General features: G+C 39.8%; 18 protein-coding genes. 9 read left to right on the plus strand and 9 right to left on the minus strand.

The features are described from left to right. Position 1: 1 nt before the first annotated feature. Positions 2–940 (minus strand): GDP-L-fucose synthase family protein, encoded by a 939-nt coding sequence (locus tag ACTHN6_RS15485; protein ID WP_440436678.1) that lies wholly within the window; start codon positions 938–940, stop codon positions 2–4. 6 nt (positions 941–946) lie between these two features. Further along, on the minus strand, positions 947–2,170 hold the full coding sequence (locus ACTHN6_RS15490; RefSeq protein ID WP_440436679.1) for an AIR synthase related protein: 1,224 nt from the start codon (positions 2,168–2,170) through the stop codon (positions 947–949). Positions 2,171–2,263: 93 nt separating this feature from the next. On the opposite strand from ACTHN6_RS15490, the gene ACTHN6_RS15495 reads away from it, so the two are divergent. The 3 genes from ACTHN6_RS15495 to ACTHN6_RS15505 all read left to right on the plus strand — a co-directional run bounded on the left by ACTHN6_RS15495 (position 2,264) and on the right by ACTHN6_RS15505 (position 5,412). Next, positions 2,264–3,280, plus strand: a complete 1,017-nt coding sequence (locus ACTHN6_RS15495; RefSeq protein WP_440436680.1) for a bifunctional riboflavin kinase/FAD synthetase — start codon at positions 2,264–2,266, stop codon at positions 3,278–3,280. A 314-nt stretch (positions 3,281–3,594) separates the two neighbouring features. Continuing rightward, entirely contained in the window at positions 3,595–4,194 is a 600-nt protein-coding gene (locus ACTHN6_RS15500) for an OmpH family outer membrane protein (protein WP_440436681.1), read from the plus strand. Between the two features lie 126 nt (positions 4,195–4,320). Beyond that, positions 4,321–5,412 carry an amidohydrolase family protein gene (locus ACTHN6_RS15505; protein ID WP_440436682.1) on the plus strand — a complete coding sequence of 364 codons (1,092 nt, stop codon included), beginning with the start codon at positions 4,321–4,323 and terminating at the stop codon, positions 5,410–5,412. A 12-nt stretch (positions 5,413–5,424) separates the two neighbouring features. Here the strand turns inward: ACTHN6_RS15505 and ACTHN6_RS15510 are convergent, their stop codons facing one another. The 3 genes from ACTHN6_RS15510 to ACTHN6_RS15520 all read right to left on the minus strand — a co-directional run bounded on the left by ACTHN6_RS15510 (position 5,425) and on the right by ACTHN6_RS15520 (position 6,855). After that, positions 5,425–5,820, minus strand: coding sequence for a type II toxin-antitoxin system VapC family toxin (locus tag ACTHN6_RS15510; protein ID WP_440436683.1), 396 nt, complete (start codon positions 5,818–5,820; stop codon positions 5,425–5,427). Further along, positions 5,820–6,044: a hypothetical protein gene (locus ACTHN6_RS15515; RefSeq protein ID WP_440436684.1), complete on the minus strand. Its 225-nt coding sequence runs from the start codon at positions 6,042–6,044 to the stop codon at positions 5,820–5,822. The genes ACTHN6_RS15510 and ACTHN6_RS15515 overlap by 1 nt, the downstream gene beginning before the upstream one ends. 67 nt (positions 6,045–6,111) lie before the next feature. Beyond that, positions 6,112–6,855, minus strand: coding sequence for an RDD family protein (locus ACTHN6_RS15520; protein WP_440436685.1), 744 nt, complete (start codon positions 6,853–6,855; stop codon positions 6,112–6,114). 57 nt (positions 6,856–6,912) lie between these two features. Between ACTHN6_RS15520 and ACTHN6_RS15525 the strand changes: the two genes are divergently transcribed. From ACTHN6_RS15525 to ACTHN6_RS15540, 4 genes are all read left to right on the plus strand, one after another. Beyond that, the gene (locus ACTHN6_RS15525; protein WP_440436686.1) at positions 6,913–7,869 is read left to right on the plus strand and encodes a stage II sporulation protein M; all 957 of its coding nucleotides are present in this window, start codon (positions 6,913–6,915) and stop codon (positions 7,867–7,869) included. 222 nt (positions 7,870–8,091) lie between these two features. Next, complete coding sequence (locus ACTHN6_RS15530) at positions 8,092–8,886, plus strand: hypothetical protein (RefSeq protein ID WP_440436687.1); 795 nt, start codon at positions 8,092–8,094, stop codon at positions 8,884–8,886. Positions 8,887–8,925: 39 nt separating this feature from the next. Further along, the gene (locus ACTHN6_RS15535; RefSeq protein ID WP_440436688.1) at positions 8,926–10,149 is read left to right on the plus strand and encodes a DUF4350 domain-containing protein; all 1,224 of its coding nucleotides are present in this window, start codon (positions 8,926–8,928) and stop codon (positions 10,147–10,149) included. A gap of 62 nt (positions 10,150–10,211) precedes the next feature. Then, on the plus strand, positions 10,212–11,237 hold the full coding sequence (locus ACTHN6_RS15540; protein WP_440436689.1) for a sterol desaturase family protein: 1,026 nt from the start codon (positions 10,212–10,214) through the stop codon (positions 11,235–11,237). A gap of 228 nt (positions 11,238–11,465) precedes the next feature. Here the strand turns inward: ACTHN6_RS15540 and ACTHN6_RS15545 are convergent, their stop codons facing one another. The 4 genes from ACTHN6_RS15545 to ACTHN6_RS15560 form a co-directional block, all read right to left on the minus strand. Continuing rightward, positions 11,466–13,226: a RagB/SusD family nutrient uptake outer membrane protein gene (locus ACTHN6_RS15545; RefSeq protein ID WP_440436690.1), complete on the minus strand. Its 1,761-nt coding sequence runs from the start codon at positions 13,224–13,226 to the stop codon at positions 11,466–11,468. A 19-nt stretch (positions 13,227–13,245) separates the two neighbouring features. Beyond that, positions 13,246–16,464, minus strand: coding sequence for a SusC/RagA family TonB-linked outer membrane protein (locus tag ACTHN6_RS15550; RefSeq protein ID WP_440436691.1), 3,219 nt, complete (start codon positions 16,462–16,464; stop codon positions 13,246–13,248). A 348-nt stretch (positions 16,465–16,812) separates the two neighbouring features. Next, a complete protein-coding gene (locus ACTHN6_RS15555) occupies positions 16,813–17,589 on the minus strand; it encodes a response regulator transcription factor (RefSeq protein WP_440436692.1) in 777 nt (258 codons plus the stop codon). Between the two features lie 62 nt (positions 17,590–17,651). Next, positions 17,652–20,810: a ligand-binding sensor domain-containing protein gene (locus ACTHN6_RS15560; RefSeq protein ID WP_440436693.1), complete on the minus strand. Its 3,159-nt coding sequence runs from the start codon at positions 20,808–20,810 to the stop codon at positions 17,652–17,654. 414 nt (positions 20,811–21,224) lie between these two features. Between ACTHN6_RS15560 and ACTHN6_RS15565 the strand changes: the two genes are divergently transcribed. Both ACTHN6_RS15565 and ACTHN6_RS15570 read left to right on the plus strand, forming a co-directional pair. Next, positions 21,225–24,446: a SusC/RagA family TonB-linked outer membrane protein gene (locus ACTHN6_RS15565; protein ID WP_440436694.1), complete on the plus strand. Its 3,222-nt coding sequence runs from the start codon at positions 21,225–21,227 to the stop codon at positions 24,444–24,446. Between the two features lie 55 nt (positions 24,447–24,501). Continuing rightward, positions 24,502–26,418, plus strand: coding sequence for a RagB/SusD family nutrient uptake outer membrane protein (locus ACTHN6_RS15570; RefSeq protein ID WP_440436695.1), 1,917 nt, complete (start codon positions 24,502–24,504; stop codon positions 26,416–26,418). Positions 26,419–26,422: the final 4 nt, after the last annotated feature.

Consider the following 26,422-nt stretch of genomic DNA (forward strand, 5'->3'; position numbering starts at 1 on the left):
CCTATCTTTCTGCAAACTTTGACGTAAGGAAATCTTTGTAAGCGAGTTTTATGCCTTCTTTTAAATGTGTGCTATGTTTCCACCCTTTACTGTGCAGTTTCGATACATCTAACAATTTTCTTGGCGTGCCATCGGGCTTTGATGTGTCAAATTGTATTTCAGCGTTATAACCAACAATATCTTTTATAAGCAATGCCAGTTCTTTTATAGAAACTTCTTCGCCAGTTCCGATATTTATAAAGCCTTTTTCGTCATAATTATGCATGAGATAAACGCAGGCATCTGCAAGATCATCAGCATACATAAATTCACGTAGCGGCGCACCACTGCCCCAGATTGTTACAGATGCAGCATTATTCACTTTAGCTTCATGAAAACGTCTTATTAAAGCCGGCAATACATGCGAATGTTCGGGATGATAATTATCGTTGATGCCATACAAATTAGTGGGCATGGCAGAGATAAAATTGCAGCCATACTGATCGCGGTAAGCATCGCATAATTTCAATCCTGCGATTTTTGCGATAGCATAAGGTTCGTTTGTAGGTTCAAGCGGGCCGGTTAAAAGATAATCTTCCTTTATTGGCTGCGGCGCCATTTTAGGATAAATGCAGCTTGAGCCGAGAAACAATAACTTCTTTACATTATTTACAAAAGAAGCGTGAATAATGTTGTTTTGAATCTGTAGGTTATCATACAAAAAATCTGCACGGTAAGTACTGTTAGCCACAATTCCGCCTACCCTGGCAGCCGCAAGAAAAACATATTCCGGTTTTTCTGAAGCAAAAAAATGTGTTACGGGCTGCTGGTTGCGCAGGTCTAATTCGCCGGATGTTTTTAAAACGAGATTGTTGTAACCCAGGCTTTGCAACTTTCTTAAAATAGCAGAACCTACCATGCCTTTATGCCCGGCTATGTAAATTTTAGCATCTTTGTTCATGCGTGTTTAATAAATAATAGTGTTACCATTCACATGTAATTCCAGCTCTTTTTTAGCGGATGCTTCCACACGGCCAACAATCTTTGCTTCAATATTAAATTGCTTTGCTTCATCAATTAATGCTGTTGCTGTGTTTGCATCTGTAAAAATTTCGAGGCGGTGGCCCATGTTAAACACCTGGTACATTTCCCTGTCATCAGCATTTGAATTTTGCTGAATGATCTTAAAAATTCCGGGTGCTTCAAATAAATTATCTTTTATAATTTTTAAAGGCTGCGGCAAATACTTCATGCATTTGGTTTGTCCGCCGCCGCTGCAATGAATTATGCCATCCATCTTATCAAAATATTGTTCAAGCAATACTTTCATTAAAGGCGCATAGGTGCGCGTTGGGCTTAATAGAAGTTTGCCGATAGTAAGTTGTGAGTTATTTATTTCATCATTGAATTTATTCCTGCCTATATAAACAACATCGTCGCTTAGTGTAGGCTCAAATGTTTCAGGATATTTTTCAGCATAATATTTATGCAGCACATCATGCCTTGCACTGGTTAAACCATTGCTGGCAATGCCACTGTTATAAGCATCTTCGTATGATGCTTTTCCACTGCTGGCAAAACCAACAATTACATTACCCGGCTTTATTTTTTCATTAGTGATTATTTTATTCTTTGGCCATCTTGCCATCACGGTTCCGTTCACTGCAATGGTGCGCACCACATCGCCCACATCGGCTGTTTCGCCGCCAAGAAAATGAATATTGATACCAAATGATTTCATATTATTAAAAAAATCCTGCGTGGCATTAATCACCTGTTCCAGCACTTCGCCGGGTATTACCAGTTTGTTTCTGTCGATGGTGGAAGAAAAAAGAATGTTATCATAAATGCCAGCACAAAGCAGGTCGTCGAGGTTCATTACAATCGCATCCTGCGCAATGCCTTTCCAAACAGTAATATCACCGGTTTCTTTCCAGTACAAATAAGCAAGAATACTTTTGGTACCAGCACCATCGGCGTGCATAACATTTACAAACGCATCGTCATTGCCAATAAAATCTGGATATATTTTGCAGAAGGCAAACTCGTATAAACCTTTATCAAGATTTTTTATGGCAGCATGCACTTCTTCTTTCTGGGCAGAAACCCCGCGTTTGGAATAGAGACCGCCTCCATTTGTGTTTCCATCCCCTGATGGGGAGTATTGGATTGCCTGGTTATACAATTTCATTGCCGCAAAAATAAGTTTACTATGATTAATTATGCGCAACTTTAATAACACCCTTTAGGGTTGGGGCTTTCAGGGTCTTATATTTGCCATTTTATGCAGGTGCACCGTTCCATACATCATTTACCACAGTTCCGCAATTCGGTTGTGACCATTGGCACATTTGATGGTGTCCATCTCGGCCATCAACAAATAATAAAACAGTTAAAGGAAGAAGCTGAAAAGATAAATGGTGAAACCATTATCATTACTTTTCACCCGCATCCGCGCTCTGTTATAAAAACCGTAACACCAGTTTATTTGCTGAATACACTGGAAGAAAAGATAAGCCTGCTGGCATCTTTTGGTATTGATCATTTGATAGTTGTTCCCTTTGATAAAGCTTTCTCTGAACAAACGCCGGAAGAATATGTTGTTAATTTTTTGTTTGAAAAATGCAGGCCGCATACGTTAATTATCGGTTACGATCACCGGTTTGGAAAAAACAGGGCCGGCGATTATCATTTGCTGGAAAGCTTTGGCAAAAAGCTTGGATTTTCAGTAAAGGAAATTCCTGAACAGCTTATTAACGATATAACTGTAAGCTCCACCCGCATTCGCGAAGCTTTGCTTGCCGGTGAAATAGAAACTGCTAACAGCTATCTTGGCTATAATTATTTTTTTGAAGGCATGGTGGTTGATGGCAACAAGCTTGGCCGCACACTCGGTTATCCCACTGCTAATATTATTGTTCATGATGAAGATAAGCTGGTGCCTGCCAATGGCATTTATGTGGCAGAAGCGGAGATGAGTTTGCCATCAACGGTCAACGATCAGCGATCAACAGAAAAAACAATCGCAGGCTTGCAATCTGTGGCTCACAGCCCACAGCTTCTTCAGGGTATGATGAGCATTGGTATTCGCCCAACCGTAAATGGAAAAGATCGTACCATTGAAATGAATATTTTTAATTTTAATGAAGATATTTATGGCCGTACCATGAAAATTTTCGTTTGTAAATACCTGCGCAGCGAAGAAAAATTTAACACGCTGGAAGAACTGGTGAAGCAGATTGATATAGACAAACAAAACAGCCTGCAATATTTTGAAAATGTTAAGAATGATAATCGTTGAGAAGCTGTTTGATCAGAGTTGAATATAATTACCGGCCGGAGCTTCAGGAAACTGCTTAACTCATTTTACCACCTGCATAGCATTAAGACCGGTAGCTGATGATGGTATTTGCTTTACAATTCAAACAACTTCAAAGCCATTTCGCGCATAAATACACAGGCGTTAACAATGGTTGATTTAACAATTTTATTGATGCCATTGCTTTTATCTTCACGCGTTATAAAACTCAATGAATGAAATGCCCATGTAAATCCGGACACACAGGGCAGTGTACATAAGGGCGTTCCATGAGACCGCTGAAAAAAAATGCACGAATGAATAAATTTTTATTAGGTTTAAACATTGTTCTGTTATTGGCCGTTGCCTATTTGTTTTATGCTTTTTATAATAATAATTCAGCAAAGGCTGCCGTAATTCCCCCAAAACATGATTCAACTGATTTGAATTTTAAAATAGCTTATTTCGATATAGATTCGATTGACAAAAACTATGTTTTTGCCAAAGAAACCCGTGATTATCTTAAGGGAAAGAATGATGCAGTTGAAGCCAAGCTTAATAAAATTAAGCAGGATTATATGACAAAGGTGAATGAGTATAATAAGCGTGGCGCTACCTTATCTCAAACAGAGCAAAGCCAGATGCAGGAAGACCTTGCACGCCTGGATAATTATTATGCCCAGCAACAGCAAAGTTTAAGTCAGGATTTCCAGGGCGAATACATGCAGAAAATGCTTGAGCTTAAAAATAAGATACAGGCTTTCTTAAAAACATACAGTGCACAAAGAGGCTATACTTATGTTTTTGCAACAAGCGGCGATGACAATGTTATTTATTACAAAGATTCAGTTAGAAATATTACGAATGAAATAGTGAAGCGCCTCAATGACGAATATGCTGCGAGCAAGAAAAAATAACGCAGGTTGTATGTATCTTTTTAAGTCCCGCCTTGTGCGGGATTTTTTTATGCAGGCCAATCATCATTTGATCATAACCAAGTCAAAAAATCATTTTATATTTCAGTAAATAATTTTTAAATAACCATGCTTAAAATTGCTGCAACATTATATATGCTGGGTATGTTTATACCCGCATTCTCTCAATCCAGCAAAATGGATTTTGAACAATATGATCCTGTTTCAACTTTGGTTGTACCAGAGCATAAATTAACCAAAGCCAAATATCCTTTTATTGATGTGCATAATCATCAGTGGAATATGGGCAATGGCAGCCTTGATGGTTTAATAAAAGATATGGACAGCCTTAACCTGCAGGTAATGGTAAATTTAAGCGGCGGCAATGGCAACAGGTTAAAGCAGATGATTGATAATATCAATGCACAATATCCAAAACGTTTTATTGTTTTTGCCAACATTAATTTTGATAATGTTGGTGCGCCGGGTTGGACCGAAAAAGCTGTGCAGCAACTGGAAACAGATGTGCACAACGGAGCAAATGGTTTAAAGATATTTAAGAACCTGGGTTTTTCTGTAAAAGATGTTTCAGGCAAACGTGTTACGATTGATGACCCAAGGCTGGATGCGATATGGGAGAAATGTGGTGAATTAAAAATACCCGTGCTTATTCATACAGCAGACCCTGCACCTTTCTGGCAACCAATGGATGAACATAACGAGCGCTGGCTTGAATTAAAAACACACCCCGGCCGCAAAAGAAGCGATACCGATCCTGCGCCCTGGCAAACACTGATAAATGAACAGCACAATATGTTTAAAAAACATCCCGGCACAACATTTATCGCAGCTCATTTTGGCTGGTATGCCAATGATCTTGCAAAGCTTGATTCATTGCTTACTGCATTGCCTAATGTAGTAGTAGAGTTTGGTGCTGTTATAGCAGAGCTTGGGCGTCAGCCGAGGGCTGCAAAAGCGTTCTTTGTCAAATACCAGGACAGGATTCTATTTGGCAAAGACAGTTGGGTGCCTTCTGAATATGCCACCTATTTCCGGGTGCTGGAAACAGAAGATGAATATTTTCCCTATCACAAAAAATACCATGCATTCTGGCGTATGTATGGTATGGGTTTGCCTGATGATATTTTAAAGAAAGTGTATTATAAAAATGCTTTAAGGATAGTGCCGGGCATAGATAAATCGCAGTTTCCGGAAGATTGAAGTAATATTAAATCAGAGAAGTCGTATCAGACTTTGATAAAGTTTAAATTTATCATCAACTGTAATAATAGCCATATTTTCATTAATGGCAGTAGCGATTAGCATTCTGTCAAAAGGATCTTTATGATTGCCAATAAACGGTAGCGAAGTGTAAGTTATTAAATGTTTGTTTGCTATTGGCAGTATTGAAAAACCATCGTTCTTTACATGGTAAATAAAATCATGAAGCGAAGTATTAAAGCCCGGAAGTTTACCGATATTGATTTTTATTGCTATTTCTATAAAGCTCAGTTGGCTTACAATTTTCTCATTGTGGGCATCAGCCAATATTGATTTATGAAAGGGGGTCAGGAACTTATTATTTTCAAGCACCCAAATTAAGATGTGTGTATCAAGCAGGATTTTCATTAGGGTTCATATTCCTGAAATTCGTCCAAAGGGTCATCAAAATTTTCCGGTACAGCTATTTTCCCTGCGAGGGAGCCAAATTTAATTTCATTCTTTTTTAAAGAAATATTATTATCTGCGTTATCTGGAAATATAACAGATACAGGAACATTCTCCTGCGTTGGCGCAGGTTCCTGCAATTTTACATTCCCGTTTTCATATTTTGCTTTTACAACAATAGACATCTCAAACGCTTTTATGCAATTTACTTAAAAACCTATTAGCATATTGCATTATATAGCTAACTTTCTGTTACTCTTTATTCGAATAATAGTTATAATCCTTCAGCAATATTTCCAAAAACGCTACCGGTTCCACATATTCCGTAATATCTAAAACGTTACGGATTTTATCGCTGAGCCTTGCTGCTACATCAAAATTCCTGTAACGTATGCTGTTGTTCAATACGCCTTTAATGGTATTCATATCACGGTCGCTTAAACGCATCACCTGCGGAAAGCGGGGTTTATACGCATCTTCCAGTTCAAGAAAAACGGTATCATCAATATCCGTTTCTATTTTCGTTTTAATCACCAAAGTGCCTGCCGCCATATCGCCCAAACGCTGATTCTTCTTGCTTAATACGGTTGTTAATAAGCCGGCCAGCCCCAATGAAAAAACAATATCAAATGGCCTCGTAAGCCAGCGTATCAAATATTGATGTAATGCAGGCCTGCCACCGTTTTCACCAATCACTTTTATATGCATCAGCTTCTTTCCAATACTTTGCCCGTTCATTATAATTTCAAAGAATAAATGATATAATAATATGGGCAGAAAAAATAAAAGATATAGCGCATTCATGTTATAGAGCAGTGGCAGGTTATTGCCTGAATTTTGCGAATGCATTATTGCCCGCAACACATACATCATAATATTGTAATAGGCTACCAGGATGCAAATATCAATTACCCACGCAAAAAGCCGTTTATGAAACTCCGGTGTTTCAAAATCGAGCTCTATATTAAAGCTTGTGGGAATTTTTATTTTTTCCATAAACAATTGGCGGAAAGATAAACTAATTCTAATTTTCACACCCAAACATCAGAACCATTGAGAGAAGCCCTTTTTATAAAACGCAACCGCAATCGCTGGAAACAGATACAGGATAATCCCAGCGATCATCCTGATGAAATGGCGCAGGAGTTTACGCAACTGGTTGAAGACCTCGGCTACAGCAAAACCTTTTATCCCATAAGCAAAACAACGCAGTATTTAAACGGAATGGCGGCACGAAAATACTTGGCCATTTATCAAAATAAAAAAGAAAACACTAATCGTATTGTTCGTTTCTTTAAATACACGCTGCCGTTGATTATTGCAAAACATCATCGTGTATTGCTGGTTAGTTTTTGCCTTTTTGTTTCCTTTGTAGCGATTGGCCTTTTCTCTGCAAAAAACGATGAGGCCTTCGTGCGCCGCATTCTTGGCGATGCTTACGTTGATATGACCCTGCAAAATATAAAAGATGGTCATCCCTTTGGCGTGTATGGTTATGGCAACGAATTTCTTTCCTTCATCTACATTTTTATCAACAATGTAAAAGTATCGTTGTATGAATTTGGCGGCGGTATTCTCTTTGGATATTTCACCATAACAAGCCTCATACAAAACTCAGTTATGGTAGGCGCATTTGAATATATGTTTTATAATAACGGTTTGCTGCGGGATAGTTTGCTTACCATCATGCTGCATGGCACACTCGAGCTTTCCACTTTTGTTATTGCAGCGGCATCGGGATTGGTGCTTGCCAAAAGCTGGCTTTTCCCCGGCACCATTAAACGCATTGATGCATTAAAGCAAGGTGCAAAAGAAGGGCTTATTATTGCTTTATCAAATATTCCCATGCTTTTCATGGCTGCTTTTTTCGAGGCCTTTCTTACACGGCATACTGATATGCCTTTATGGGTAAAACTGCTCATTATCACACTTTCATTGGCTATTGTATTTGGTTATTTTATTATTTATCCCATTCGTTTGAAGCGAAAATTAAATGCTGCTGATTTATAAATGTTGCTGCGCAAAATTTTGATATTATTTTTTGGGTTACCGGCATCGCGGCTTTGTGGCATCACGGTTGCGTCGCAACACTTGTGCCGTTGTATCGTTAAGCAGCTATGTATTCATCACTTCCGGGTTGTTATAAAATTTGCAACTGCATTATCTTGTCTTTTTTTAATAACACAAACAGCATACACGCAGGTTGATTCCAATTATGTTGATACCATCAGCATGAAGCATATTGACACTGTTACACAAAACAGTGAAGCCACTTATAATGATGAAGATGACGGTTACGTGGATACAACCGTTAAACACATTTACGATACATCCCAATATTTTTTCAACTGGAAGCCGGATGCTTCCGTGCCATTTATCAAAGAAAAAATTGCACAGCACGGGCTAACTGATGCTGCTGTAAACGGGTTTAAGAAAGATGACGATTTCTGGTATATTCCTGCCATTGAAAAATTAGAAGCCCGCTTAAAAAGCGATCTGCATTTTCGCGATAGTTTATTGCATGCCCGCAACCGCGAACTGGTTGATGAAAGACAGAACAGCATACTCTATCAACCATGGTTCAATAACCTCTTATGGGTTGCTATGATTGTGATTTTTTCAGCAGCTGTTATATACTTTCTAATGCAGAATAAAGTCAATATCTTTTCCAGGAATGCCACTGCGGCAGCCGGTGAAAATAATGGCGATGAATACGAAGACATCTTCAGCTTGTCTTACACAAAGCTTATTCAAAATGCAGAAAAGCAAAATGATTATCGTGTTGCAATTCGTTTAATGTTTTTGCAAACCTTAAAACTTTTAAGCGATGTAAATGCTATACAATACCAACCGGATTATACGGACCAACAATATCTTCAGCAACTATATGAGTCTACGTATTATGATGATTTTTTTAAAGTCATGCACAGTTATGAATATGTGTGGTTTGGCAAATTTGATATAACAACAGAACGCTATGCAGTTATTAAAAACGAGTTTATAAAACTTCAAAACAGGATCAGGTAACGCGGTCAGACGCCTCACAGGCGTCAGACCGGTAGCAGCATGAAAAACTTTTTTTTATACATATCATTCTTTATTCTAACAATCAGTGTATGTTCCTGCGGCAGGCCGCATAAATTCAACGATACCATTACGCTTAACCGCATCGATAAAATTCCGTATGGCACGTATGTAGCTTACCAATTGCTGCAAAAAGAATTTCCGCAGGCACGCATAGAAACCAACCGGTATGCACCTGCTGACTGGCAAAATCTTACCAGCGATTCAACCAAACAGGTTTTAATAATCGTAACAAAAACATTTGAACCTTCAGAGGAAGATCTTGATTATTTAACCGGCTTTGTGCAAAAAGGTAATTATGTATTTATTTCGGCATTGCAATACACGCGTAATGCTGTAAAGTTTTTTCATCTCAAATCAAATAAACATTTTAATTATTACGGACTTGCATTAGGCGTACACAGCCCATTTAATCCTTTTGATTCAGTTGATGTAAAACTTGATTCGTCTGCTTTTGAAAAACCACTTTCCTGGAATTATCCCGGTGCTGATTTTGCCAATGAATTTTTAAACACAGACAGCAACTTTTCTTTTCACTTAGGATATTCGTCGGCTAACCTGCCCAATTTAGTAGCCATCAATTCTATTGATGGTAAATTCTTTATTCACAGCGCGCCATTTACGTTTACTAACTTCTTTTTGTTGTATGGAAACAACAGGCAATATTTTGAAAAGCTGATGCGCCTGTTCCCGGATGATACTAAAAAGATTGTGTGGGATGAATATTATTTGAATCACTACTACAATCAAAATCCTCAGCAAAAACAGGGTGTTTTATCGGTTATATTAAAATATGAAAATTTCAGGTGGGCTTTCTGGGTAACACTGCTCTTGCTAAGCCTGTATATAGTTACTGAAGCAAAGCGCAAGCAACGTATTATTCCTGTTCATAGAAAACCTAAAAATGATTCGCTTGAGTTTGTTACAACCATTGGCGAATTGTATTATGAAAAGGGCGATCATAAAAACCTTGCAAATAAGTTAACGCAATATTTTTTAGATTATGTGCGCAACCGTTATAAAATTGCAACATCAGAAATTAATGATGCATTTGCACAGCAGCTTGCCATAAAATCGGGCAAACCTGCAGATGATATAAAACAACTTATTGATGCCATGCACACAATAAATTTAAGCGGCAGCATCACTCAAAAACAATTGATGGATTATTATGGATTGCTGGAGCAATTTTATGCAACAGTTTAGCCAGCCATCGGCAGTTAATAATTAAAGATTAAATTTGTACAGCGTATATAAGATTTTTTGCCATGAATATTTTTGAAGTTTTATACAACGAAGTAATTTCTTTTTTAGGTATCGGGCACGTGGTTGAAGTTGTAAAAAGCGGCGATTACAGCAGCCTGCTTACATTCAACGGCATACTCTCGGTGATATCGCCATTTATTCCTTTTTTATTAATTATAGAGATTATAAGGGCGCTTGTTTATAAGAAGTTCAAGATTGATGATTACCGCATTCCCTTTTTCATTTTTGTAGCCAACAGGTTTATATCAAGGTTTATTTCCATTGCTATGGTGGCGCTTTGCATTGGACTGTTTGAAAAACATTCTATTTTTAAAACAACCTTTACCTGGTACTGGTTTATTTATGGCTATATTATTTGGGAGTTCTCTCATTTTATTTATCATTTCCTGGCGCATAAAGTAAGAATATTGTGGTGCCTGCATTCCACACATCATGCCCCTGAAAACATGAACCTTTCTGTAACCTACGCCCATTTTTTCCTGGAAGCCCCGTATGCAGATTTTATAAGAACCAGCATCTGTATTTTACTTGGTGTAAATGCGCCTATGCTGTTTTTTATAATGTTTATTGACGGAACATGGGGTGCATTTATTCATGTTGGAGAAAATGTTTTAAAAGATGCAAGGCTTGGCTTTTTGAATAAGGTCATTCTTACACCTTCACATCACCGGGTGCACCATGCGCGGAATGTGGAATATATGGATACCAATTTTTGCAACCTGCTGAATATATGGGATAAAGTTTTTGGAACATTTAAATATGAAAAGAAAGAATTGCCCATTGAATATGGCATAACAAGACCAATGAACCCGCGTAATTTCTGGGATGTTTATTTCGGCGAAATATATTACCTCGCAAAAGATGTATGGCATGCGCCGGGCATAAAAAATAAATTCTTCTATCTCATAATGCCTCCTGGCTGGAGCCACACCGGCGAACATAAAACCGCAAGGGCTGAAAAAAGAAAGCTGCAGGAAAAGCTCACCGTAAAGCAAATAAACGAAGTTCAAGTGGCGGCAGAAGCCTGATTTTTTTTGAACCACAGGCACAATACACCCGAGTTTATGCTTTGTGCTATTTTATATCTTTTAGCATTCGTAGTTTAAAAACAGCGTGAGTCACTTTACACTTTCACTCACCTCGTCACGCATCGGGATTACCGGAAACGTAGTTATAAATCGTAATTGGAAGCAATAAAGTTGAATAAAATTAAAAGGGTTCCCCCAGGAACCCTTTTGCAAAGCTTATAATGAGATTTAATATCCCGGATTTTGTGTAAGGTTTGGATTAAGTGCAATGGCACCTTGTGGTATTGGCAACAGCGTCCAGTTCGCTGTAATTGCGGTATTGTATAAACCATGTATTTGCCCGTCATGTGTTGGCCCCGGTGCCGGATTAGGAACAGGATTATAGTTTCCTTCTTTAGCACCATTTATCTTATTTATAAATTCAACCGCTACATCGGTGCCTGCCCTGCAAATGTCAAAAAAGGTTGAGTATTCACCGGTCAATTCATGCCTGTATTCACTTAACACCATTTGCAAAGGGTCAGTAATTGGCTGGCCTGCAGTGCCATCATAATTCGCACTGTCTTTCATTATAGCAGGAGCAGTACCGCCCCAGGCCCTGTCTCTTACAAGTTTCAAATCTGCTAATCCGCCGGGAACATCACCTGTGCGAATTTTACATTCAGCCCTGCTTAGCAAAACTTCAGCATAACGCATTAATATTTGGTTTTGATCTCCGAAAATATGTGCGGTATTATCGCTGGGACTATTATAATTGCCGGTAAGATTTGGATCTCTCCATTTTTTTGCACAAACATATCCTGTACGTTGTTTATCATCTCCATACCAGGGTCTGGTTTTGGTTCCAACAGTATTTATTATTTTACCATTATCTGCGGTGTAGGTCGGATTGCCTGCAGCAAATCCTGCCACTACCGGCGGATAACCTTTTACCCCGCCCCATTTGGCAATAATGCCAGGGCTTTGCAAAGAATCTCCGGGCCCAACAATGGTAAGGTATTTACGTTTATCTCCTTCCTGGTACGAATTCCATAAAGCCGGATTACCATAATCGTAACCTTGTTGCGTTATTTCGTTAGGCCAGCTAAAGCTGTCTATCCAGCCAAGCTCCGCGCCTGGTGGTTGCCAGCTTCCGCCCCAATCCTGAGGATCGCCTGGTTTCAAATAAAACTGAACTTCAAATATAGATTCATCATTATTCTGATGATTATATTCATGCACATCTGCAAAATTTGGTAACAGATGATAGTTATTAAATTCTGGATTGTTGAAAGCGGCCAGGGCCCCTTCATAATCCTTCAACCACATGCGCGCTGCACCATCGTAAGCATAGGCTGCACCCTTGGTTGCCCTTCCTAAATCAACTGCAGACAACTGCGTTTTTGATAACAATAAAGTTTCTGCCTGTTGCATATCTGAAACCACCTGCATAAACACGGAATCGCGTGAATCACGCGGTCTCAAACCAAGATTTAAAGCGCCGGAAGTATCTGTCTCCAATGGAACACCGCCAAACGAAGCGGCGAGATAATAGTATGTCATTCCTCTAAGAAAAAAAGCTTCTCCTCTTAAACGACTTGCTAATTCGTGATCGATTACACCGTCAGTTTCTGCTTTGGTAATAACGGCAAATGCTGAATTTGCCCTTGCAATACCAATATAAGATTGGTTCCAGAAAGTAATAAGTCCCACAAAAATGGGCGCAATTTGGTAGTTGTTCCAAAATACGTCGGCACCCCAGTTAAAGAAATCATGCGTTCCAAAATTAGCGCGGTACCAGATGCATTTCTTAAGCAAATCACTATTTTGATAGGTATCATAAATAGCATTTACAAGCGAAATTACCTGCTGCGGCTTACTGGCAGCAGCATCGGGTGAGATGCCAAATGTGTTGGTTTGATTTAAAAAGCTTTTACTGCATGCCAGTGGTATAATTGTGCAGGGAAGCGCAATAAAACAAATTATGACGATTAATTTAATTCTTTTCATATAGCTGAATTTGGCCTTATTAAAATGTTACGTTTAATCCGAAAGTAAAATACCGGGAGGATGGATAGGTTCCGTTATCAACGCCGTTCTGGGTTGCATTGCCGCCCTGAATGCCTATTTCCGGATCAAGCCCGGTATATTTTGTGATAATAAAAAGATTTTGAGAAGATGCATATACCCTTACTTTAGTAATTGAAAATTTATTTAATAAACTTGCCGGTAAAGTATAACCTATAGAAAGATTTTTCAGCTTAATGAAACTGCCATCTTCAATCCATACACTGGATGGAACGTTGTTAATGGAACTATTATCGCCGGGCGTGCCAACGGCTCTTGCGTACCGGTTTGATGGATTGGTTGGCGTCCAGTGATTCTTGTAGTATGCCTGGTTTACATTCTCAGATCCAACGCCACCCCGTCGTGCAAGGCTTTCGAGATTGCTCTCCACATAATTCAATACTTTATTGCCGTAAGAACCATAGAAATATATATTGATATCCCAGGCTTTATAGGTGGCGTCAAGGTTTAACCCACCAAAAAATTTAGGCTGAGGATTTCCGATAGGCACCCTGTCATCAGCATTTACAAGGCCATCTCCGGTGATATCTGCAAAATAACGGTCACCGGGTACAGCAACGGCGCCGGGGCGATATATGCCACCGGGCGCTTTGGCATTTAAAGCATCAATTTGTTCCTGGGATTGATAAATGCCGATAGCTTTGTAACCAAAAAATTCTCCCACCGGCTGCCCAATATAGGAACGGGTATATTCATCCCATCCCTGGAAGCCGTTTAAAATTAAACCACCAAAGTTTGTTACGAAGTCAGTTCCTGAGGTGATGCCCGTAAGTTTATTTTTAATGGTCGTCAGCGTTACGCCGATGCCATAATGAAAATCTTTGCTGCCGTTACTGCTATAGTTAGCGGCGAACTCAAAACCTCTGTTGTTCATACTTCCTACATTCCGGGTAATAGAATTATACCCGGTTTGTGCAGGTGATGCCAGCCGCAATAGGAAATCTTTTGAATCGCGGTTAAAATAGTCGGCAGTAAAAGTTAACGCGCCATGCAAAAACGCGGCATCCAGGCCAATATCCAATTGCTTATCGGTTTCCCATTTCAGGGTTGGATTGGCAGGCTGGGTTTGTGCAATGCCATTTTGATATATCTTATTAAAAGGGTAACCAAGGTTATCAAGGCCTCCGCCGTTTACATTCGAGGGATAATTTCCGGCATACAGTGACTGGTATTGAAATAATCCTATGGGGGCCTCATTGCCTACTTCGCCCCAACTGCCTCTGAGCTTCAGATCAGTAAGCCAATCGGCATCTTTCAGGAACGATTCATTTTTTATTCTCCACCCAACTGCAACAGAGGGGAAAGTGCCATATTTATGGCCCGTATCAAATTTAGAAGACCCGTCTCTTCTTATTGTACCGGTTACCATGTATTTATCAGCAAACTGGTAGGTAATCCTGGCAAATTCTGAAGCGAGTGTATAGATGTTCCGGCCATTTCCGGTATTTGTACCGGGTGTGTTTTGATCCAATACAAGATTTGAAACCAGCGATAAATCCCTGGTAACACTGTTGGGAGGAATACCGCCGCCACCCATGCCCGTCCATGTATTTTTCTGTGCTGAAATACCACCTACGAAATTGATGGTGTGCTGCCCGAAAGTTTTATCGTAAGCAATCGTATTTTCCCATAGCCATTCAAATGTTTTATTGCTGGTTTGGTGGTAATTGGCAGGTGTAACAATGGTTCCCGGATATTGAAGGCTCGCCCTGTTATCTTCCGGCTGCAGGTAAAAGCTGGAAAAATTATTCACATTTGCCCCAAAGTTGGTTTTAATTTTAAGCCCGTCGTAAATGGTTGCTTCTAAAGAAGAAGTCGCTAATATATAATTGGTAATATTGGAATACTGGTTCGTCTCAACAGAATAAACAGGATTGCCAAAACCACTCACAACGTTTTTAAGCGGATTATAAAAACCATAATTTCCATTGGCATCTTTAATCTGGTAAGTAAGCCTGCTTCCACTGTCCATGGTAGGTGGGTTAGTTGCTACATTTAAAAGATTAAAACCATTAATGGGATTGTTGGCATCCTGGTAAGAATATTTTACGCTGGTTGATGATTTGAGCCACGAGGTAGCCTGGTAATCGAGGTTAAGGTTAAGGCTATATCTTTTAAAAAAGGAACCGATGATAATACCTTTTTGATCGTAATAGCCAAAAGACATGGCAGCCTGCACTTTATCACTGCCGCCGCGAATACCAATGGTATAGTTTTGCGTTAAGCCGGTGCGGTAAATGGCATCCTGCCAATCTACGCTGTGAAGTGCCTGTGGTGTGCGCCAAACGGGTAAACCCTGGTAACTATGGGTTGAATCTGCATCTTCAACCTCGTTGGAAAGCGTTGCAAACTGTTGTGCATTTAATAAATCGTATACCTGCGGCTTTGATTGAATACCCGTATAGGCATCTACAGAAACCTGTGTTTTATTTTTAGTTCCTTTTTTTGTAGTAATTATTACAACACCGTTGGCGGCACGAATGCCATAAATAGCTGTGGCCGATGCATCTTTTAAGATATCTATGCTGGCAATATCATTGGGATTAACATTATTGATACCTGCTGTTGTAGGATAACCATCAATTACATATAATGGCTGGTTACCGCCACTGGCAATGCTTCCAATACCTCTTATCAGCACACTTACATTGCCGCCGGGCGCGGCATCATTATTTATTATCTGCACGCCGGGCGCTCTGCCCTGCATGGCCTGGTCTAAAGTAGTAACCGGAACTTTTTCAATGGTAGCGGCATTTATACTGGCAATAGAACCTGTAACATCTTTTCGTTTCTGTGTGCCGTAACCAACCACCACCACCTGTTCAAGGGCCTGCGTACCGGAAATAAGGTGAACGATGAGATTGGTTTGATTGTTTACAGGCACTTCCTGCGTGGCATAACCAATGGCGCTTATAATGAGAACAGCATTAGGCGCTGCTGTTATTTTAAAATTGCCATTATCATCAGCCGCCACAGCAGCTCTTCCGCCTTTAACGGCAACCGTGGCGCCCGAAACTGTGCTATCACTTTCATTAGAGGTGATTCTGCCGCTAACCTGTGCATTCTGTGCGTTGGCGGCGGCACTTAAAATAAATAACAACAATAATAATTGTGCAAGCTTACTTGCATAGCAGCCATGGAAAAGGTGTCTTTGTTTCATACTGGCGGTGTTTGTAGTTTTAGTATTATCAATCGGCGCAATGGAATTACAACTGTGCTGGAACTGAATTATCATTCAGGCACAACCCAGTAGTTGGAATACAGGTTCATCATTAATAAATTGGCAAGCCCAAAGCGTATTTCGCAGATTAATCAAAGGTCAATGCAATCAATAACATAGCACAAGCCGTGGTTTGTCAATTACAATACAAGCTAAAAACTAAATAAAGTTACTGCAAACTAATAAAAAATGCGCATAAAAAGATAAGCGATGATATTAATTTATGCAATCGGTACCGGAAACATTCATATGAAATAAGGACGGCTTTTTCTTCCTGGTTTTTAAGTGTTATCCACTCTTTTTTCCGGATTGTTTAATGCTTACATAATCCCTCGGTGTAATACCAAATTGTTTTAAAAAGCTTCTGCCGAAATTAGTTTGCGAATTATAGCCAACCATTTCGGCCACTTCATAAATTTTATAATTGCCTTCAGCCAGCAATTCGGCGGCTTTTTTTAAGCGGGCAAGATTAATAAGTTCATTCGGTGTAAGGTCTGACACCAGTTTTATTTTGCGGTAAAAAGTAGGCCGGCTCATATTCATTTTGCGGGCAAGTTGTTCCACATCAAGCGATGCATTTTCAATATTGGCATAAATAATATTATTCAGTTCTTCCAGAAATTCTTCATCGGCCTTGGAGTGCGCCATGCTTTTTATATGTACCAGCGGCGAATTGGCAAAATGCTCTTTTATTTTATTGCGGTTAATGAGCAGGTTGGCTATTTGCACCTGCAGGTATTCGGGCGAAAACGGCTTCTCTATATAAGCGTCGGCGCCATGTTCGAGCCCTTCTATTTTTGATTGCAATGTATTTTTTGCCGTAAGTAAAATAACCGGTATGTGGCTGAAATCAATATTGGTTTTTATTTCGCGGCAAAGCTGAAAGCCGTCCAGTACAGGCATCATAACATCACTTATTACAAGATGCACGGTTTCTGCATTCAATATATCCAAAGCCTGCTTACCGTTCAAAGCTGTTAATACGGTGTATTTATCACTCAAATCATTGGAAATAAATTCCAGTATGTCCTCATGATCATCAACTAATAAAATAACCGGGTTCATCAAGATTTTTAATTTTCAGAAGGTTCAGCAATCAGGTTAGTACAATTTTCAATTAAGCTGTTTTAATACTCAGATAAATCGTGCTGGTTCAGCGGCAGCACTAACACAAAAACATTCATTTGTAAATCGCCTTCTTTCATATATAACCTGCCTTTGTGCAGCGCTGCCAGCGAACGGGACAGTGCAAGGCCTATACCGCTGCCGATGTGGTGTTTGGTTTTTTCAACACGGAAAAAAGGCTCAAACACTTTTTCTTTTAATTCTTCAGGAATAACATAACCATCATTTTCTATTTCTATCACCATGTTTGCAGCGTGCGGGGCCACAGGCAGTAACCGGAGCCTCACCTTTTTTGCAGCGTATTTTATGGCATTGTTAAGTAAGTTACTTAAAATTTTATTCAGTGCTTCTTCATCTGCATAAGCATATACAATTTGTGTTGGCAAAACAAGCGTGTATTCAATATTTCGCGGCTCTGCAATGGCTTGAAAATTGGTATACATATCATCGAGTAATGTAGTAATATCAATCTTTACAAAAGTTAAGCTAAAGCCTTTGGTTTCTGTTTTCCTGAAATCAAGCAATTCGTTTGTGAGGTCCACAAGCCTGTTCGTATTTTTCTCCATCGTTTTTAAATAGACATCTGCGTTCTTCATATCTGTTGCATGCTTCATCAATTTTTCCATAGGCGCTTTTATTAAAGTAAGCGGTGTACGAATTTCATGCGCCACATTCGTAAAGAATTCAATTTTTGCCTGGTATATTTCTTTTTCTTTTTCATGTTCCATCAGTTCAATCTTTCTTTTATTTTTTTCTACCTGCCTGGTGTGATACATGCGCATAAGCCAGTAAACAGCCGCCGCTATCAATAATGTATAAATTAAATAAGCCCATGTTGTTGCCCAGAATGGCGGTAATACTTCAACTTCTATTTGTTGTGTGTTATCAGCCCATTTACCACCATTGGTTGCCGCTTTTATCCTGAATGTATAATTGCCTGGTGCAAGGTTGGTGAAATAAACTTTGCGGTTGGTTTTAATATACGTCCAGTCTTCATCAAGGCCTTCCATTTTATAAGCATATTCAATGGTTCCGGGTGCTGTAAAAGAAAGCGCTGCAAAATCAATACTGAAGGAAGACTGGTTATAAGGCAAGCTTATTTTTTTTGTGAGTGATATTGATTGATGCAGTAGTGAGTTCTTCTGACCAGCCACCAGCTCTGTATTGTTTACCTGGAAGCCTGTAATATAAACGGGCGGCACATAATTGTTGTTTACAAAGCTGTCCGGATTAAAAGCGATAAGTCCTTTAACGCTGCCAAAATACATTTTGCCTGTTGCATCTTTATAACCGGAGTTATAATTAAACTGGTCGGTTAATAAGCCATTTGCTTTTGTATAAATTCTTAGCAGGTTTTTATCAGGATTAAAACATACCAAACCTCTTGTGGTGGTTACCCATAAATTATTTTTTTCATCTTCCAGTATTTTAAATACCGTATTGCTGGGAAAGCCCTGTCCTGTTGAATAAGCTGTAAATGTTTTACCGTCTTTATCTAATAAACATAAACCACCGCCTTCTGTGCCAATCCATATACGTTGTTTATCATCTTCAAACACGGTTGTAACCGTATTGCTGCCAATGCTGCTTTTATTTTTTGGATCATACCTGAAGTTGCTGCATTTATTTGTTGACGGATTATATTTATATACACCGTTGCCAAAACTGGGTATCCACAAATTGCCATTATGGTCTTCTGTTATAGAATGCGCAAAAACATAATCCGGAATTTCATCAATAAAAATAAAGCTGTCATTGGTTGCATTATACCTGTATAAACCACGGCTGGTGGCAAGGTAAATAACGCCGCTCCTGGTTTTGCATATACTTAAAATAAAATTGCTTTTGGGCTGCGCTGCGCCGGCGCTTGCCGAATAATGTTTTATTATTTTTTCAGATTTGATATCCATTATATCAAGCCCGTGCTCGAAAGTGCCTATCCATAATTTATCGCCATCGCATAAAAGACCATGAATATTAAAGTAGGCAATATCTGTTTTCTTACCTGTAGGCCTGAATTTTTTAAACCCGCCTGTTTGCTTATCAAATACATTAAGACCGCCGTCTTCGGTGCCTATCCACAAGTGCCCATATTTGTCTTCACAAATTTCCCTAACGGCGTTTCCGCTTATGGCATGAGGGCTGTAATCGGGAAAATATTTTTCAAATGAATAATATTGTTTGGGATAATAATTAATGCCGCCAAAATAAGTGCCTGCCCATATGCCGCCTTCCTTGTCTTTGCAAAGAGTATAAATGGCATTGTCTGAAAGTGAGTAAGGGTTGTTATAATGTTTTTGAAGATTAGATATGCTTCCGTTGGCGCTGTTATAAACAAATAATCCAGATTCTGTAGCAATCCAATATTCATCGGCAGCGCTTTGAATAATATCTCTTACATAAATGGCTGTTTTGTCTGCATTGTAAGTAATAATGTCTTTATAAGTTGCATCTTTAATATTAAAAACTTTAAGACCATAATTCGCAGTGCCTGCAAGTATGTTGCCTCTATTATCTGCATATATTTTTTCTATCCATTTTGATGTTGCCGGGGTTGAATGAGAGAAAATATTATAAACAGTAAAAGTATCTGTGGCGGCATTATATTTTTTTAAATAACCGTTAGTGGTGCCTACCCATATTGTACCATCGGCTGAGCGGCAAACTGTATTGGCATCACCGTATGCATCGTTCTTATAAACATGCACCTGTTTTGTTTTTGATAGATAGCATTTCAGTTCAAGCCCGTCGCTGAACCAAAGATTGCCTGCCGTATCTCCAACCATTTCACGAATTGTATTTCTTGTTGCAACAAGCTCTTTAAAATTTTCCTGCCGTTCATTATACACTGATATACCCGCAGAACTGCCGATATATATTTTCCCATGTGCATCTTTATATAAACCTCTTATAAAATTATTATCCAGCGAAGTGCTGTCTTCCGCATCGTGCCTGAATGTTTTAAAATTATACCCGTCAAACCTGTTCAATCCATCTTTTGTTCCAAACCACATAAAGCCGCGGTCATCCTGCACGCTGCACTGCACGGTATTGTTGGAAAGGCCATTTTCTACCTGGTAATGTTTAAACTGGTACGACTGGCAATAAATGCTTGCATGTATAAAAAATAAAGCAATTAATATGGCTGCAATACGGTTCAAATTAATATGTATGATTTATACAGTTAAACGCGGCTAAATTATCATAACATCTCAATCAGCAAAAACAAATTGAGATTTTTTGATGAAAGATTGATACAAATAACCAGGCATAAGTTATGAATTATAACTTTTTTTACGTTCTGAAATTGTATGCCGGCTGAAAAGGCCGTATGAAATATTGCTTGTAGTGCGAAACCGGGTTACTTAAAAAAACAATACATAGTAAATGATACCTGTACATCAGCAACATAATGTTGATGCGGTAATGTTTTGTGCAGAAGATAAGGTTGTTATTATGCTGTATCAATAAAAAATTTATGGGAAAACTGAAACGCTTCATCAATAATTCAACTTGAAAATATTGTATTGAATCACTAACTATAAAAACATGAACAAACCACAAACTGTAATATTATGAAACAATATTTACGATTGCGCAATCAATCATTTTATTATTTAAATTTTTCTGAAAGCAAACTTGCAAAAACAGTAGCGGTTACACTGCTTGTTTTTGTTTTTGCTTTAATGCAAACGCAGGCTAATGCCCAGAATGCTGTCATAACCGGGCATGTTACCGATTCAACGGCAAAAGCTTTACCGGGTGTTACTGTTTCCACAGACAAATCAAAAAAGTTTGCTACAACAGATAATGATGGTAACTTCTCCATTACGGTTACCCCGGCCGATAAAAGCCTGCTGTTTTCTTATGTAGGCATGTCGTCGGTTACACAAAGCCTGGCAGGCCAGTCTTTCATAGAAGTTGTTTTGAACAACGATATATCCGGTCTTAGTGATGTGGTGGTGGTTGGTTATGGTACACAGAAAAAGGGATCTGTTACCGGCGCCATTTCTACCATTACCAGCAAAGATATTGACCGTGTGCATGGCGGCTCCACGGTAAGTACAACACTGGCCGGCAAGCTGCCCGGTGTTACTTTCAGGATGCCGGATGGCAGGCCCGGTGCTTCAGCCAATATCCAGATACGCAACATGGGTAACCCTTTGTATGTAATTGATGGCATTCAGCAGGATGCAGGACAGTTCAATAACCTGGCGCCAAACGATATTGAAAGTATCAGTATATTGAAAGATGCCTCTGCAGCCATATATGGTGTGCGCGGCGGTAATGGCGTAGTAGTGGTTACCACTAAAAAAGGTACGACAGGGAAAAACAATGTGAACCTTGATGCATATTATGGATGGCAGCAATGGTTTCGCTTTCCCAAAGTGCTGACTAACTCTTACGATTATATGTATTATGTGGCCGATGCGCAGATGAACAGCAACGGTACAACCAACATTACACAGGAAGAACTGGATAAATATAAACAGGGAGAAAGTGCAGGCAAACAATACAGGAGCTTCGACTGGCGCAAGTTTATTACCAGGAATAACAATGCACCGCAAAACTCCATGAACATAAACATCAATGGCGGCTCGGATAAAGTGAACTATTATGTTTCGGGCACACACTTTTATCAGAACTCTGTACTGGGTGCAGAATATTTGTTTAAGCGCACCAATATCCAGTCAAACGTTACAGCAAAACTGGCTAACAGTTTAAAGGTGGGAATGGATATTAACGGCAGAATAGAAACAAGGGAAAACCCGGGCGTACCAGGCGGCGATGATTACTGGCTGGCGCGCTACGCTGTATTGAGAAATAATCCTACCGAAAGGCCTTATGCCAACGATAACCCTGCCTATTTAAATGATATAGGCCATATTGAAACCAACTATGCTTATTTAAACAATAAAATAGCCGGCCACCTGCAAAGCAACTGGCGTGTATTGCAAACAAATTTTCACGCGGAATGGCAGATACCCGGTATAAAAGGTCTTACGTTGCGCGGTTTATATTCTTATTATATTGCTGATAATGTACTGGACAACCAGGAGTATACCTACAATGGATACGTGTATATTGACTCGACAGATACATATAAGCCCTCAGGCGGCAGCACTAACCCCTGGCGCGAAAAGGAACAGATCAAACAGATCAATACTACAACCCAGGGCCAGTTAAATTATAATAATACATTTGGTGAGCATACAGTAGGTGCAACGGTTGTGGCTGAAAGATTAGATACCAGGCGTGCCAGGAACTGGGTGCATGCCAATCCAATTTCCAATAACCTTCCGCTTATTTACTTCCCTATAATTGATCAGTATCAAAACAGCGATGATAAAACAGCAAGGGTGGGTTATCTCGCCAGGGTAAACTACAGTTTCGCTAATAAATACTTTATAGAAGGTTCGGTAAGGCGCGATGCTTCTTACCTGTTTGCGCCTGGTTACCGTGTAGGCTATTTCCCCGGTGTGTCAGGTGGCTGGAGAATTACAGAAGAGCCTTTCTTTAAAAGGCTGCTTAATAACAGTACAAAAATACTTACCGATTTAAAGATCAGGGCTTCTTATGGTGTATTGGGTGATGATACCAATCCCTATGATAATAACAATCCCATTGTTGCGCCTTACGCTTATCTCCAGGGTTATACATATGGAAACAACGGTGTAGCTATCCTGGATGGCAACTCGGTTACGGTAGCAAGAGATAAAGGTGTACCTACTACTAAGATTACATGGCTGAAAAGCAAGCTCACAGATGTGGGCCTTGACTACAGTTTCCTGAATGGAAAAATAACTGGTTCATTCGATTACTTCTACAGGAAGCGTACCGGCCTTTTGGGCAGCAAGAATGATATATTGATACCTGTTGAACTGGGTTATAATTTACCCCAGGAAAATGTGAACAGCGATGCGCAGTATGGTGGTGAATTTTCAGTAGGTTATAATGGAAAGATAGGACAGGATTTGATGTTTAATGTTAGCGGAAATATTTCCATTGCCCGCTCAAAATCGTTGGCTACATATAATCCTTTATTCTTTAACTCAATTGATGAATACTATAATTCTGCTGAAGGCAGGCTGAATAATAAAACCTTTGGTTATATAGTTGAAGGGCAATTCCAGTCAATGGAGCAGATTAACAATTATCCAATAAATATTGACGGGCAGGGTAACAGGACGCTATTGCCGGGTGACCTGATCTACAAGGATCTAAACGGCGATAATAAAATTGATGGACTGGATACAAGACCAATTGGCTATGGATACGGTTCACAACCTACTACCAATTTTGGCTTATCGATTGGCATGGCATACAAAGGGTTTGATTTCCATGCCGACTTCTCCGGCGCTACAGGTTACACCTGGTTCCAGAACTGGGAACAACGCTGGGCCTTCCAGGGTAATGGTAACCTTAATGAAATATTTAAAGACAGGTGGCACCGCGCAGATCCGTTTGATCTTAACAGTGAATGGATACCCGGTAAATATCCTGCCAACAGGTACAATCCCGGCACCGGTCACAGCGATTACGACAGGAACTCCACTTTCTGGCTGCATAACGTAAAACAGTTCAGGGCAAGAACGCTCGAGTTAGGCTATACACTGCCATCAAAATGGATAGATAAAATTAAAATTCAAAAAGCAAGGTTCTATTTAAACGTGTTTAACGCTTTCTCTCTCGATAACCTGGCCCAGTATAACCTGGATCCGGAAGTGATAGATGATAACGGTTTGCAGTTTCCGCAAAACCGGGTGATTAATGTAGGCGCAAACATTACATTCTAAAGCGTTGAACAAAGCAGCACGTACAATAATTAAACGACAAAATTTTAATACGATCATGAAAAAATATATTTCCATCATATCACTTGCATTGGTTGTTATCGCAACCGGATGCAGCAAAACGGATGATGAATTTTTAGACATTCCGCCAACTTCGGTAATACCGGCAGATGTGGCCTTCTCCGATCCGGCCCTGGTGCTGGCAGTATTGGGTGACTTGTATAACCGCCAGCTTGATTTCTCAAGCCTGGATGGAGGCTGGTCAACCTTTGCTGATTTTAGTGAGAGTTTCCCGTCTGATGCAGACAGCAAATATATTGTGCAAAGAACAGGCTGGGGCTATGGCGAATGGCAGGTTAATTGGTTCGATAGTTATGCATACATTAAAGACCTGAATCTTTTTATACAGAGAGATAGCGCTTCTACTGAACTATCTGCTGGTGATAAAGCAAGGTTCATGGCTGAAGGCAGGTTCCTTCGCGCTAACTTTTATTTTGAAATGGTAAAAAGAATGGGTGGTGTGCCGCTGGTGCTTCAACCTTTAATTTATGATCCGGCTAAAGGTGATGTAAGTTCTCTTCAATATCCACGTGCTAAAGAATCTGATATTTATGATTTTGTTATCAGCGAAGCAGAAGCCATTAAAAATGATTTGCCTGCCGATGTGAATGAAAAGTCACGGGCAACTAAAGCTGCGGCACTCGCTATGGAATCAAGGGCAGCTTTATATGCCGGTTCTATTGCAAAGTATGGTAAAAATACCCCACAGGTTTCTTTGCCCGGCGGGGAAGTTGGTATTGCTGCCGATAAAGCTGATGATTATTATAAAATTGCGCTGGATGCGGCACAGGAAATTATAAATGGCAGTGCCGGTAGTTATAAATTATATGAAGTATTGCCCAACTTATCAGACAACTTCGCTTCACTTTTTTTAGATAAAACCAGCGTAAACCAGGAAGCAATTTTTATAGAAGACTTTAAAGCCAACGGTGGTAAAACACATGGATTTACCACGAATGACCAGCCTTTTTCTTTTTCGGATGAAGGTGATGATGCCGGCCGTTTAAACCCTTCTTTAAACCTGGTGGAGTCATTTGAAAAACTGGATAACACTTTTGCACCGTTAACCACAACAGATGCATCCGGCAATCCAATTTTTTATGATACCGTGTATGATATTTTTGCCGGCAGGGATGCCCGCCTTCTTGGTACCGTAATGATTCCCGGCGCAATATTCAAGGCAAATAAAGTTGATATTTGGGCCGGTTATATCCAACCAAATGGTAATATTATAAGCAGCGATAATGCCGTAAATACAAAGCCTTTACCCGGTACAGATGTGGCTGTACAGGTGGTTGGCAAAGATGGGCCCATAAATGGCCTGGTTTTGCGCACTCAAACAGGTTTTTACATACGCAAATGGCTAGATCCAACGGTTGGCTCCGGCAGGCGCGGCCGTGGCAGCGATGTTGCTTTTATTCGTTACCGTTATGCTGAAGTTTTATTAAACGCTGCGGAAGCCGCATTCGAGTTAGGCGATAAGACAACAGCAGCCGGTTATATGAACCAGGTGCGTGCAAGGGCAGGCTTAACCACACCGCTTGCACCAGGTGAAATAACCTTCGACCGTATTGTACATGAGAGGAGAGTGGAGCTCGCATTTGAAGGCCATTATTTTTATGACATGAAACGCTGGCGGCTTGCACACCAGGTATGGAATGGCTCACCCATGAGCAAAAATGACCTGGTAAGCAATATCGGTTCCGCTACCAAAAAGAATACGCAACCCTGGGGTTTATGGCCTTACAAATATTACAATCCTGGTGGTGCTAATAACGGTAAATGGATATTTAAAGAAACCTTGCCCAGCACCGTTACCGGCAGCAACCTCTTCCAGCTTGGTAATTATTATTCACGCATTAATGATGATGTTATTGCGGCCAACCCAAAAATTGTAAGACAGCCAAATCAATAAGTAA

This window comes from Parafilimonas sp., from assembly GCF_051953455.1.
Classification (GTDB): Bacteria; Bacteroidota; Bacteroidia; order Chitinophagales; family Chitinophagaceae; genus Parafilimonas.

Coding starts and splice junctions, on each gene's coding strand:
- ACTHN6_RS15520 (WP_440436685.1), bottom strand. CDS start 6,855: ATGGAAAAAATAAAAATTCCCACAAGCTTTAATATAGAGCTCGATTTT.
- ACTHN6_RS15500 (WP_440436681.1), top strand. CDS start 3,595: ATGAATAAATTTTTATTAGGTTTAAACATTGTTCTGTTATTGGCCGTT.
- ACTHN6_RS15565 (WP_440436694.1), top strand. CDS start 21,225: ATGAAACAATATTTACGATTGCGCAATCAATCATTTTATTATTTAAAT.
- ACTHN6_RS15545 (WP_440436690.1), bottom strand. CDS start 13,226: ATGAAAAGAATTAAATTAATCGTCATAATTTGTTTTATTGCGCTTCCC.
- ACTHN6_RS15530 (WP_440436687.1), top strand. CDS start 8,092: ATGAAGCATATTGACACTGTTACACAAAACAGTGAAGCCACTTATAAT.
- ACTHN6_RS15495 (WP_440436680.1), top strand. CDS start 2,264: ATGCAGGTGCACCGTTCCATACATCATTTACCACAGTTCCGCAATTCG.
- ACTHN6_RS15555 (WP_440436692.1), bottom strand. CDS start 17,589: ATGAACCCGGTTATTTTATTAGTTGATGATCATGAGGACATACTGGAA.
- ACTHN6_RS15505 (WP_440436682.1), top strand. CDS start 4,321: ATGCTTAAAATTGCTGCAACATTATATATGCTGGGTATGTTTATACCC.
- ACTHN6_RS15540 (WP_440436689.1), top strand. CDS start 10,212: ATGAATATTTTTGAAGTTTTATACAACGAAGTAATTTCTTTTTTAGGT.
- ACTHN6_RS15510 (WP_440436683.1), bottom strand. CDS start 5,820: ATGAAAATCCTGCTTGATACACACATCTTAATTTGGGTGCTTGAAAAT.
- ACTHN6_RS15570 (WP_440436695.1), top strand. CDS start 24,502: ATGAAAAAATATATTTCCATCATATCACTTGCATTGGTTGTTATCGCA.
- ACTHN6_RS15490 (WP_440436679.1), bottom strand. CDS start 2,170: ATGAAATTGTATAACCAGGCAATCCAATACTCCCCATCAGGGGATGGA.
- ACTHN6_RS15550 (WP_440436691.1), bottom strand. CDS start 16,464: ATGAAACAAAGACACCTTTTCCATGGCTGCTATGCAAGTAAGCTTGCA.
- ACTHN6_RS15515 (WP_440436684.1), bottom strand. CDS start 6,044: ATGTCTATTGTTGTAAAAGCAAAATATGAAAACGGGAATGTAAAATTG.
- ACTHN6_RS15535 (WP_440436688.1), top strand. CDS start 8,926: ATGAAAAACTTTTTTTTATACATATCATTCTTTATTCTAACAATCAGT.
- ACTHN6_RS15485 (WP_440436678.1), bottom strand. CDS start 940: ATGAACAAAGATGCTAAAATTTACATAGCCGGGCATAAAGGCATGGTA.